At 43.7% G+C, this 13,024-nt stretch carries 7 protein-coding genes; all 7 read left to right on the plus strand.

What is annotated here, in order from left to right; genetic code table 11:
• The first annotated feature begins 193 nt into the window (after window positions 1-193).
• The 7 genes from ahpC (at window position 194) to MHH49_RS13280 (ending at window position 12,991) form a co-directional block, all read left to right on the plus strand.
• On the plus strand, window positions 194-757 hold the full coding sequence (gene ahpC / locus MHH49_RS13250; RefSeq protein ID WP_036681373.1) for an alkyl hydroperoxide reductase subunit C: 564 nt from the start codon (window positions 194-196) through the stop codon (window positions 755-757).
• A gap of 14 nt (window positions 758-771) precedes the next feature.
• Window positions 772-2,301, plus strand: coding sequence for an alkyl hydroperoxide reductase subunit F (gene ahpF / locus MHH49_RS13255; RefSeq protein WP_036681374.1), 1,530 nt, complete (start codon window positions 772-774; stop codon window positions 2,299-2,301).
• A gap of 267 nt (window positions 2,302-2,568) precedes the next feature.
• Window positions 2,569-3,390 (plus strand): methyl-accepting chemotaxis protein, encoded by an 822-nt coding sequence (locus tag MHH49_RS13260; protein ID WP_076099899.1) that lies wholly within the window; start codon window positions 2,569-2,571, stop codon window positions 3,388-3,390.
• A 116-nt stretch (window positions 3,391-3,506) separates the two neighbouring features.
• Window positions 3,507-4,223, plus strand: a complete 717-nt coding sequence (gene deoD / locus MHH49_RS13265) for a purine-nucleoside phosphorylase (RefSeq protein WP_036681380.1) — start codon at window positions 3,507-3,509, stop codon at window positions 4,221-4,223.
• Window positions 4,224-4,524: 301 nt separating this feature from the next.
• Complete coding sequence (locus tag MHH49_RS13270; RefSeq protein ID WP_341138197.1) at window positions 4,525-11,355, plus strand: S-layer homology domain-containing protein; 6,831 nt, start codon at window positions 4,525-4,527, stop codon at window positions 11,353-11,355.
• 233 nt (window positions 11,356-11,588) lie between these two features.
• Window positions 11,589-12,596: a cation diffusion facilitator family transporter gene (locus tag MHH49_RS13275; protein WP_076280278.1), complete on the plus strand. Its 1,008-nt coding sequence runs from the start codon at window positions 11,589-11,591 to the stop codon at window positions 12,594-12,596.
• A gap of 74 nt (window positions 12,597-12,670) precedes the next feature.
• Complete coding sequence (locus MHH49_RS13280) at window positions 12,671-12,991, plus strand: metal-sensitive transcriptional regulator (RefSeq protein WP_076099971.1); 321 nt, start codon at window positions 12,671-12,673, stop codon at window positions 12,989-12,991.
• Window positions 12,992-13,024: the final 33 nt, after the last annotated feature.

A 13,024-nucleotide genomic window follows, 5' to 3' on the forward strand; every position in this document is an offset into this window, starting at 1 on the left:
AGCATCAGTCAGATGATAAAGTGTTGTATTTAAATCCGAAAGAAAGGAATTTGTATGAACATTTAGCGACTGACAACGATTATCATATTAGAATTATTATAAATAACTTGACAGGCCTTAATTTGGTTAATTATAATAATTATAAATAGTATCCACTCTATTCATAAATTAAACCCAAAGGAGATTAAACAATATGTCATTAATCGGAACAGAAGTACTACCATTCAAAGCAAGCGCATTTCAAGATGGGAAATTTATCGATGTTACAGAAGAAAACTTCAAAGGTAAATGGAGTGTAGTTTGCTTTTACCCAGCTGACTTCACATTCGTATGCCCAACTGAACTAGAAGATTTGCAGAACCAATATGAAACCCTCAAACAACTAGGTGTTGAAGTATATTCCGTTTCTACTGACACACACTTTACACATAAAGCATGGCATGAAAGCTCCGCAGCAATTGGCAAGGTGAAGTACATTATGATCGGCGATCCTTCCCATGTGGTTTCCCGCAACTTTGATGTATTGATCGAAGCTGACGGTCTTGCTGATCGTGGTACATTCATCATTGATCCAGACGGTGTTATTCAAACTGTTGAGATTAATGCTGGTGGTATCGGCCGTGATGCTAGCGCTCTTGTTAACAAAATTAAAGCAGCGCAATATGTACGCAATCATCCAGGTGAAGTTTGCCCAGCGAAATGGTCGGAAGGTGCAGAAACTCTTAAACCAAGTCTCGATCTTGTAGGTAAGATTTAAGGAGCGAAAGCTAAATGAAACTAGATCAAGAAATAAAAGCTCAACTAGCGCAATACCTAGAACTCTTGGAAGGCGATGTAGTACTGAAACTCAGTGCAGGCGCTGACGAGGCATCACAAGAGATGACTGAACTAGTTGATGAAATTGCCAAAATGTCAGCTAGGATTACGGTGGAAAGAACCGAACTATCTAGAACCCCAAGCTTTAGTGTAAATCGTGTGGGTGAAGATACGGGTGTAACCTTTGCCGGAACTCCGCTTGGACACGAATTTACTTCATTAGTATTGGCTCTGTTGCAAGTTAGCGGAAGAGCTCCTAAGGTTGAGCAAAGTGTAATTGATCAGATCAAAGGCATTAGTGGTGAATATAAGTTTGAAACTTATGTTAGCCTGAGCTGTCATAATTGTCCTGATGTTGTACAAGCACTGAATCTTATGAGTATCTTTAATCCGGGCATTACCCATACGATGATTGACGGTGGAGTATTCAAAGAAGAGGTAGAAAGCAAAGAAATTATGTCTGTTCCAAGCGTCTACCTTAATGGTGAATTTTTCGAAAGTGGTCGTATGACGGTTGAAGAAATTTTAGCTAAAATGGGCAGCAGTGTGGACGCATCAGAGTTTGACAATAAAGCTCCATATGATGTGCTTGTTGTCGGCAGCGGCCCAGCTGGTGCAAGTGCAGCCATTTACGCGGCACGTAAAGGTATTCGTACAGGTATTGTTGCTGAACGCTTTGGCGGACAGGTTAACGACACGCTTGGTATCGAGAACTTTATTAGTGTGAAGTACACTGAAGGTCCTCAACTCGTAGCTAAACTTGAAGAGCAGGTAAAAGAGTATGGCATTGATGTGATGAAATTGCAGCGTGTCAGACGTCTAGACAAAAATGACTTAATTGAAGTTGAACTCGAGAACGGCGCTGTTCTAAAGAGTAAGACGGTCATTCTGTCTACAGGTGCTCGCTGGCGGAATATGGGCGTGCCTGGTGAAGCTGAATTCAAGAACAAAGGTGTAGCCTACTGCCCACACTGTGATGGTCCTTTGTTTGCAGGCAAAGATGTTGCAGTTGTTGGCGGCGGTAACTCAGGTATTGAGGCAGCTATTGACCTTGCAGGTATAGTGAAGCATGTAACGGTTCTGGAATTTGCTCCAGAGCTCAAAGCTGATGCTGTACTGCAAGATCGTCTTTACAGCCTTCCTAACGTTACTGTTCTTAAAAACGTGCAAACTAAAGAAATTACCGGAACTGATAAGGTAAATGGTATTTCTTATGTTGATCGTGCGACAGAAGAGACTCACCATGTTGAATTGCAGGGTGTATTTGTACAGATCGGTCTGGTTCCAAATACAGAATGGCTAGGTGACACAGTTGAACGTACTCGCGTAGGTGAGATTGTTGTAGATAGCCATGGTGCTACTAGCTTACCAGGAGTATTTGCTGCTGGTGACTGCACTAATAGTGCTTATAAACAAATCATTATCTCGATGGGATCCGGTGCAACTGCAGCGCTAGGAGCATTTGATTATCTGATCCGTAACTAATCGATATTATTAGTAACAGCAAGAGAACGAAAGCCCTCACTTTTCACAAAGTGGGGGCTTTTTTTTATGTTATCCGTCTTTTGTGAGAGAGAAATGGGTGTTTGTAAACTTTTTTGGAGGATTTTATGAAGATTTTCGCGAATACATATCTAAAATATGAATTAAGCAAAATTAAATATTTAGATTAAATGCATGTATGTAAGGCATGATCTGCTTAGACTTGGTGCGCTATAAATAACGTTTTGCTGGAATGGAGACTATATTTCTGTGATTAACAACATTGAATCTTTAGACAAATTTATCTCACTTATACCTATTATAAAATTATCGATCCCGGCTGATTTATCAATAGCGATATGTGATTTGGAACGGTTCGTTGCTTATTTTCCTGGCGACACCATAAATTTAAACATTAACGAAGGACAATCTTTAAACAAAGAAGAACCGCTTTACTTAGCGATACAAGAGAATCGTACCTTGAAGTCCGATGTTCCAGCCCACTTTTATGGATTTGAGTTTACAGGTACAGCAACACCTCTTCACGATCAAACGGGACAAGTCATTGGCGGGATTGCAGTTCAGATTCGAAGACAAAGTGAATTAAAAGCCATTGTAGAACAAATCTCGGAATCATTATCCCAAGCCAATGAGCAAATTAATAATATTTCCTATGGCGTAAGTTCACTTTCGGATCACTCTCAGGAACTACTCATTCAATCTCAGCAGGCTGGAAAAGATGTAGAGAATACAACAGAAGTCCTATCCATTATTAACAGGGTTGCTGATCAAACGAATTTACTTGGGCTGAATGCTGCAATAGAAGCAGCGCATGCAGGTGAGAAAGGTAGAAGTTTTGAAGTCGTAGCCAAGGAAATCCGGAAATTTTCAAGGGAAACCGTTGCCTCAACGCAAAACATAAATAAAACCATGTTACAGATCAAGGGAATTACGAATCAAATGGCTAATTCGATAGAGAAGATAGCAGCTATCGGCCAAGAACAGGCGGCGTCTGTTCAGCATACTTCTACATTTATTGAGGAAATAAAGATAATGTCCCAAAAACTTAACGAGTTTGCTAATAAATTATAAAAAGAGATTCAGTAGCAGTATTTTTGTCGCAATAAAAGAAAATTTTAAACGTATATTTAAAATGATGAATGGTATAGTAAGATAGTAATGAGTAATCAACATAGGAGGAATAAATTATGTCAACGCCGCACAATGCAGCACAAAATGGTGAAATCGCCAAAACAGTATTAATGCCAGGAGATCCTTTGAGAGCGAAGTATATTGCAGAAACCTATTTGGAGAACCCAACCCAATTTAATACGGTACGTAATATGTTTGGATATACAGGAACTTATAAAGGCAAAGAGGTTTCTGTAATGGGTTCGGGAATGGGAATGCCAAGTATCGGTATTTATTCTTATGAACTATACAAAAACTATGGTGTGGAAAACATCATTCGTATCGGTAGTGCTGGAGCATACACAGATAAATTGAATTTATTTGACGTGGTGTTGGCGGATAGCGCGTGGAGTGAATCTACATATGCCTATGTGCAAAGCGGTGTAGAAGGAGATATCCAGCTGCCAAGTAAAGAATTGAACGAAGTCATTGAAGCAGCGGCTACACGTATTAACAAGCCAGTTCTGACGGCGAGAATTCATTCCAGCGATGTATTCTATCATGAAGACAATGTGCCTGGAGTTAATGAATTTTACAATGAACATGGCTGTGTTTGTGTAGAAATGGAGAGTTATGCGTTGTTCCATAATGCGAAAGTGTTAGGTAAACAAGCTGCATGTATTCTTACCATTTCTGATTCGTTAGTTACTCATGCTGTAACCACGGCAGAAGAAAGACAAAATTCTTTCAACGGCATGATGGAAGTAGCTTTAGAAGCAGCGATTTCTATTTAATAAAAAAGATTAAGTAGCTTAAAAAGTTCTACGAGCAAAAGCTTGAGAGCCTATTAAATTCAGGATTAAGTCCTGATATTTAATAGGTTTTTTTCTCATTTGTAAGGTTGTGGAAATGGATAGGTGAAGCGTGTAAATTATTGTTGTTTTTAATCAAAATTTAATGTTAAATTCGTAATATTTCTCTCGGATTATACCGATATAAAAATCAAACCAAATGGCTACAAATCTTAGAAAAGACATCTAATCTCCATATGGTGGAAGTATTTATATTTTGGTGTAATGCCAAAGGGGGAAAATTGTGATTAAGCGGAGTGGCAATCTTTTATTAGCAATAAGTTTAGTATTCTCTATCGTCAGTTCTCTGTTTATGCCTGCAGTAATTTATGCAGCACCCAGCAATAGCAATATCATAGATCAAAGCTCCACATCAGCTGGAAATTTGAGCAGTGTTGCATTTGGTAACAATGTTTTTGTAGCGGTGGGCCAAGGAGGGATATCTACATCATCAAATGGCGTAGATTGGTCTATCTCCAATAAGGCGGGGAACCCCAAACTAACTTCTATTGTGTTCGCTAATGGGCTGTTCTTAGCTATTGATGGTAGCGAAAAGGCAGTATACAATTCACTCGATGGTGAAAATTGGACAAAAAAAACGTTAGCTATCACTCCGGAAAGGTTGAAAGCGGTCAATGGAAAGTTTTTTGTATGGCAGTCAGTATATATACCTGGCACCAATCCACCTTCTTATAATGTAACTCTTCTACAATCCTCGGATGGCATTAACTGGACAGACACAGGAATCACTTCTACCAATGCAATATTCGGAATGCAAAGCTTAACGGATATTGCTTATGGCGACAACAAATATGTGGTCTCTGCTAACAATGCTGTCTATTATACCTCAACGAATCTGATCAATTGGACAACGGTTACCTTAACCGATCTTGTGATCAACCACTATAATTCTAGCTGGCCTTATGTTACGAATGTAATCTATTTAAATAATCGTTTCTTTAGTTATATCGTGACTCCTTATGCTAAAAAAGTATTCACCTCTACAGACGGTGTTAACTGGACCGTTGATGCCTCATGGGATAATAAGCAATTTTATGGGGGAGGTTCTTTAAATGGGAGCTATTTGTTGTTTGGGCAGGGCGTAATTTATAAATCTCCTGCGGCTCCGCTGGACAGCAGCCAGTGGACATCTTCGGATACCCATACAACAATGATGGTGAACAATATGGTTTACGGAAATGGCAAATATGTTGCCTCAGGGGGCAGCGGCTTGCTGGTTTCTTCTGACCTCTCGGCGTGGAGTAATGTCAGCGGTAATCTGAAAAGTATTGCTAAGGATGGTAATGGCAATTATGTTGCCGTCTCATCCGGGGAATATGGCTCTATTTACAAATCTACTAGCTCCGCAGTATGGAACGATGTCACACCCTCTAAGCTGCCGGGAATGAATGCGGTCACTTATGGAGCAGGGAAGTTTATTGCAGTTACAGATAAAGAAAACTACAATCTTAACGCCAAAGTGGTGACCTCGACCAACGGTGACACTTGGACTACGACAGATACCGGAGTGCAGGACAATCTGACAGGTATTGCTTTTGGCACAAATCAGTATATTGCAGTTTCCGATTATGGCGGAATTTATTCTTCAGTTAACGGAACCTCATGGACAGAGAGATTTAAAAATGGGGATTTTGCATTTAATACAGTAGCTTACTTGAATAATCAATTTGTAGCTCTTGGGATGAAATACAATAGTACTACTTATGAGCAAGAGAGCGTTGTTATCGCAAAATCATCGGATGGAATACAGTGGAATGTGCCCCTAGAGATTGGGTTCCCCAATACTTCTTTAAAGGGAATTGCCTATGATGGCAGAGCTTATATTCTGGTTGGAGAAGATACACTTAGCCAGCAGGCAGTAATTCTAACCACAGAAGATTTGGTAACTTTTACGAAGGTTACAATATCAGCTAGCGCACTAAATAATATCAGCTTTGGTAATGGAAGTTTTCTGGCTGTTGGATTGAAGGGGGAGTTATTCTCCTCGGCAGACGGATCCACGTGGACTCAGGAAATATCTGATCTTACCTCTAATCTTAATGGTATTATTTACGATGGTACTAATTTTAAGGTCGTGGGGGATTATTTCACTAAAATGACCCTGAACCTAGGACCTACTCTTGCATATAGCATCACCGCTTCAGCGGCGACGTTGACACCTGTCGTAGGTGTAGATAATGGCATTACGCTGACTGTGAAGAACTCGCTGGGCAATATGGATACAACGTTTACCGGAACAAAAGAAGTGACGGTAGCGGGTTATGATGTTGCGCCGGACGGAACGTACGGAAGCTTAGGAAGCACCGCTTTGGCAGCTTCACCGAGCAAGATCAACGTTGATTTCGTTGAGGGTGTAGCACAGGTGAACCTGAAGCTGAACAAAGCTGGCGCGCAAGCGGTTGTGTTCAGCCAAGCAGGCGTAGCCACGCCAGCGGCAACAGCGCTGAACATTACACCTGTCGCAGGTAGCACGGCGACAATGAAGCTGACCACAGGCGTAAGTGCTCCGCAAGCCAATGGCGGCAGCTTCGCTCAGCAGCCAGTAATTACTTTGCTGGATCAGTTTGGGAATGTAAACATTGGCGACAACAGTACGGTTGTTACTGTGTCGAAGAAGGACACTGGAACCTGGACGTTGACGGGGAATACGACGTTGACAGCAGTAGCGGGTCTCATTTCCTTTACGGATCTGGGAGCTACGAATGCAGCTGGAGTTACCGGAGCGCAACTGGCATTTGATGCGACAGGACTTCCACAGGTCACTAGTGTAGCGTTGAATCTTCCACAGCCACAGGGAGCACAAAGCATCACTGCCTCAGCGGCGACTTTGACACCAGTTGTAGGTGTAGATAATGGCATTACGCTGACCGTGAAGAACTCGCTGGGCGACACGGACACTCTGTTTACCGGAACAAAAGAAGTGACGGTAACGGGTTATGATGTTGCGCCGGACGGAACGTACGGAAGCTTAGGAAGCACCGCTTTGGCAGCTTCACCGAGCAAGATCAACGTTGATTTCGTTGAGGGTGTAGCACAGGTGAACCTGAAGCTGAATAAAGCGGGAGCGCAGGCTGTTGTGTTCAGCCAAGCAGGCGTAGCCACGCCAGCAGCAACAGTGCTGAACATTGCACCTGTCGCAGGTAGCACAGCGACAATGAAGCTGACTACGGGCGTAAGTGCCCCGCAGGTCAATGGCGGCAGCTTCGCGCAGCAGCCAGTGATAACGCTGCTGGATCAGTTTGGGAATGTGAATATTGGCGACAACAGTACGGTTGTTACTGTGTCCAAGAAGGACACTGGAACCTGGATGTTGACGGGGAATGTGACGTTGACGGCAGTAGCGGGTGTCATTTCCTTTACGGATCTGGGAGCTACGAATGCAGCTGGAATCACCGGAGCGCAACTGGCATTTGATGCGACAGGACTTCCACAGGTCACTAGTGTAGCGTTGAATCTTCCACAGCCACAGGGAGCACAAAGCATCACTGCCTCAGCGGCGACTTTGACACCAGTTGTAGGTGTAGATAATGGCATTACGCTGACCGTGAAGAACTCGCTGGGCGACACGGACACTCTGTTTACCGGAACAAAAGAAGTGACGGTAACGGGTTATGATGTTGCGCCGGACGGAACGTACGGAAGCTTAGGAAGCACCGCTTTGGCAGCTTCACCGAGCAAGATCAACGTTGATTTCGTTGTGGGTGTAGCACAGGTGAACCTGAAGCTGAACAAAGCTGGCGCGCAAGCGGTTGTGTTCAGCCAAGTAGGCGTAGCCACGCCAGCAGCAACAGGGCTGAACATTACACCTGTCGCAGGTAGCACAGCGACAATGAAGCTCACTACGGGCGTAAGTGCGCCGCAGGCTAACGGCGGCAGCTTCGCGCAGCAGCCAGTGATAACGCTGCTGGATCAGTTTGGGAATGTGAATATTGGCGACAACAGTACGGTAGTTACTGTGTCGAAGAAGGACACTGGAAGCTGGACGTTGACGGGGAATACGACGTTGACAGCAGTAGCGGGCCTCATTTCCTTTACGGATCTGGGAGCTACGAATGCAGCTGGAATCACCGGAGCGCAACTGGCATTTGACGCGACAGGACTTCCACAGGTCACTAGTGTAGCGTTGAATCTTCCACAGCCACAGGGAGCACAAAGCATCACCGCCTCAGCAGCGACCTTGACGCCTGTCGTAGGTGTAGATAATGGCATTACGCTGACCGTGAAAAATTCGCTGGGTAATACAGATACAACGTTCACCGGAACGAAAGAAGTGACGGTAACGGGTTATGGTGTTGCGCCGGACGGAACGTACGGAAGCTTAGGAAGCACCGCTTTGGCAGCTTCACCGAGCAAGATCAACGTTGATTTCGTTGAGGGTGTAGCACAGGTGAACCTGAAGCTGAACAAAGCTGGCGCGCAAGCGGTTGTGTTCAGCCAAGCAGGCGTAGCCACGCCAGCAGCAACAGCGCTGAACGTTACACCTGTCGCAGGTAGCACAGCGATAATGAAGCTGACCACGGGCGTAAGTGCCCCGCAAGCCAATGGCGGTAGCTTCGCGCAGCAGCCAGTGATAACGCTGCTGGATCAGTTTGGGAATGTGAATATTGGCGACAACAGTACGGTAGTTACTGTGTCGAAGAAGGACACTGGAAGCTGGACGTTGACGGGGAATACGACGTTGACGGCAGTAGCGGGCTTCATTTCTTTTACGGATCTGGGAGCTACGAATGCAGCTGGAATCACAGGAGCGCAACTGGCATTTGATGCGACAGGACTTACAGAGATCACTAGTGCAGTTATTGACCTTACCTGGCCTGAACTTGCTGCGCCAAGTATTGAGTCTGTAACAGCAGGAAACGGACATATTCGTATTACTTGGAGTCCCGTATATGGTACCGATAGTTACGCTGTATATCAGTCTACAGCTTCAGGTGTTTATGGAGCTGAGGTAGCTACTATAAGTGGCTCTGAGAACAGTTACGATGCTGTAGGATTAATTAATGGAACTGCTTATTATTTTATTGTTAAAGCTGTTAATCCTGATGGTATCAGTGCGGCTTCCAATGAAGTAACTAGAACGCCGCAGGTTCCAGCGCCGGGCGCGCCAATACTTCATTCACCTGTGGCAAGTAATGGCCTCATCGGCTTAACATGGGATCCGGTGAAGGGTGCGATTGGATACACTATATATCAAGGTATCACTTCCGGAATCTATGAGACACAAGTGGCTACAGTAAGCGAATCTGTCTACAACTATGATGTGACAGGGTTAACTAATGGCCAATCTTATTATTTCGTAGTTAAGGCATCTAATCCGGGCGGGGAGAGTGCAGCTTCTAACGAAGTCAGCACGAAACCAAGAACATCACCATCTGCACCTACGGACTTAATAGCGGTGGCGGGAGATGGCGAGGCGACTGTGACATTTGCAGTTCCTGATTCGAACGGGGGAACTCCAATTACGAATTATGAGGTTACTGCTTCTCCGGGTAATATCGTAACAGTTGGGGCAACAAGTCCAATAACGGTAACAGGTCTAGCGAATGGAACCACTTATTCGTTTACAGTTAAAGCGATTAATAGCGCTGGTAGTAGTGTAGCTTCTGAAGTTTCGAACTCCGTGACACCGAAGTCATCAACGGAGGTTGAGGTTACACCTACACCGCCAACGCCAACGCCAACGCCAACGCCAACAGAATCACCGACATCAACACCGACATCAACACCGACTGCACCACCTTCAACAACTGCACCAACTGCAACAGTAGGATCCACTGCTACAGCTGCAGCTACACCATCTAGCAGCATGGTTGAGGTATTGGTGAACGGTAAGGTTGAAAATGCCGGAACAGCAACGATATCTGAGCATAACGGGCAGACGGTTACCACGATTGTTGTAGATCAGGCAAAAATAGAGCAACGTATCGAAAAGGAAGACCAGAATGCAATTATAACTATCCCTGTGACTGCGACTTCAGATGTGATTATTGGCGAGCTTAATGGCCAAATCATCAAAGATATGGAGCAGAAGCAGGCGCTGTTAATCATTCGTACTCCAAAAGGTACTTATACAATATCAGCAGCACAGATTGATATCAGTGCAATTTCAAAACAGTTTGGCACAGACATTGCTCTACAAGATGTGAAGGTGCAAATTTCAATTTCTGTTCCGACTGCGGATGCACTGAAAAGAATAGAAATGTTGGCAGCCAATGAAAAGCTAACGTTGGTAGCTCAGCCATTAGATTTCACGGTGAAGGTTACTTACGCTGGGAAAACTGTTGAACTCACTAAGTTTAATACCTATGTGGAAAGAACTATTCCTCTAGCGGATGGTGTAGACCTTAAGAAGATCACGACTGGGCTAGTGCTTGAAGCGGGGGGGACGTTCCGCCATGTACCCACACAGATTGTTGCCATTGATGGCAAACACTTTGCGAAAATACACAGTTTAACGAACAGTACGTATTTTGTAGTTCAAAATCCACAGAACTTCAAGGATGTCGCCACCCACTGGGCTAAGGACATTGTCAATGAGATGGCTTCCCGTAAGGTTATTAATGGAGTCGGCGACGATTTGTTTAACCCTAATCTGGAGATTACACGTGCAGAATTTGCGGCGATTATCGTACGTGGATTGGGATTGAAGTTGGAAAGCGGGACAACATCCTTTACGGATGTAAAGGTCTCAGATTGGTATAATGATGCTGTGCAGACAGCTTACTCCTATAAGCTAATCAACGGTTTTGAAGATGGAACGTTCCATCCAACAGACAAGATTACTCGGGAACAGGCGATGAGTATTATTGCTAAAGCTATGGTGATTACCGATTTGAAGACAAATCTTCCGGCCAAAGAAGCAAGCGAGCTGCTGAGCATTTACACGGATGCGAATGAAGCATCAGACTGGGCGAAGAGTGGCATCGCAGACAGCCTGCAAGCAGGAATCATCACGGGCAGAAGCGGAAATGTACTTGCCCCACAAGCCTTCATTACGAGAGCAGAAGTTGCGGCTATCATCCAAAGATTGCTGCAACAATCAGATTTGATTTAATACACGGTTCTGATTCGAGAGGATCCTTCATGCAGGAAGAGCTGCGGAGGGTCCTCTTTATTTTATTAGGTCAGAGACAATCATTTGTTGCTTTTTTATTGACAAGAAGAAAAATCCAGTTAATAATAACATATGAACACATGCTCATATGTTATTATTAACTGGAGCTTTTGAATGTAACTGCGCAGGGCTACGAATACTATCTAGCTGAAGGTAATAGGAGGTTAAGCATGATGAACAAGAAGAACAAACGCAATCATCAGGTCGAGAATGTACACGGGCAACAGTCCAATCACGATCACAGTAACCACGACCACGCTCATGAAGGACACAGTCACTCCCATGGCTCTCATGGGCATCAACATTTTGATCCTAGTGGAAATAAAAAAGGGCTTTTGATTGCGTTGATCATTACGGTTGGAATTATGTTTTTGGAGTTTTTTGGTGGGTTGATTACTAACAGCTTAGCCCTGTTATCGGACAGTGGGCATATGCTAAACGATGCAAGCTCTCTAGCATTAAGCCTAGTAGCGGTCTGGTTTGCAACTAAACCTGCTTCTCCGAACAAAACGTATGGTTTTCATCGATTTGAAATTTTGGCGGCACTCTTAAACGGAGTTACTTTATTTGTAGTTGCTGGATTTATCATTGTAGAAGCTTATGGGCGGTTTTTTGAGCCGCCGACAGTTGCCAGCGGATCTATGATGCTGATCGCAAGTATTGGTCTTTTAGCCAATGTGGCTAGTGCATGGTCGCTTATGAGAAAAGGGGATGTGAAAAATAACATTAATCTCCGTAGTGCTTATCTCCATGTGCTTGGTGATGCTTTAGGTTCAGTAGGGGCAATTATTGCCGGTTTAATCATGATGATTTTTGGCTGGTATGTTGCTGATCCAATCATAAGCGTACTGGTTGCTCTATTGATTCTTAGAGGGGCATGGGGAATTATCAAACATACCGTTCACGTCCTTATGGAAGGCACCCCGATTACAATTAATCCAGCTGAAGTAAAGGAAATCCTCGAAAGCATTGAGGGGGTTAAAAATGTCCATGACCTGCATATCTGGACCATAACTTCGGGATTAGATTCACTCAGCTGTCATATCTTAATTGAAGAGGAAGCAGATGACCAACGCATTTTGCAGCAAGCGATTCGGTTAATTGCCGATCATTTCAAAATTCAACATACAACCATTCAGGTTGAAACTTCAGCTATAGTTCATGAAGAATTGAAAATCTAATCAATGATTTATTTTTTGAATAGAATAGGGGGGCTATAGTATAATAAAAATACGAGGAAAGGGGTGATCGGTGCATGGATAATCTGACTCACGAGCATGAATCATGCAGTACGGATGAGCGGAAAAGTCATCACTCAGATAAAACTAAAAAGAATTTGATTAGCCGGCTCAATAGAATTGAAGGTCAAGTTAGAGGGCTAAAAGGGTTAATTGAAAAAGACACCTATTGTGATGATGTGCTGCATCAAATCTCCTCGGTCCAATCTGCATTGAACGGCGTGGGCAAGCTTTTGCTGGAGCAGCATATGAAAAGTTGTGTAGTGGAACGTATCCAGGATGGTGAGAACGAGGTACTGGATGAGCTATTAGTTACCATCAATAAATTAATTAGATAATTGATCAATCGGAAGGATTCCTTGGAATCCTTT

The organism is Paenibacillus sp. FSL F4-0122 (assembly GCF_038002845.1).
GTDB classification, from domain to species: Bacteria; Bacillota; Bacilli; order Paenibacillales; family Paenibacillaceae; genus Paenibacillus_AQ; species Paenibacillus_AQ odorifer.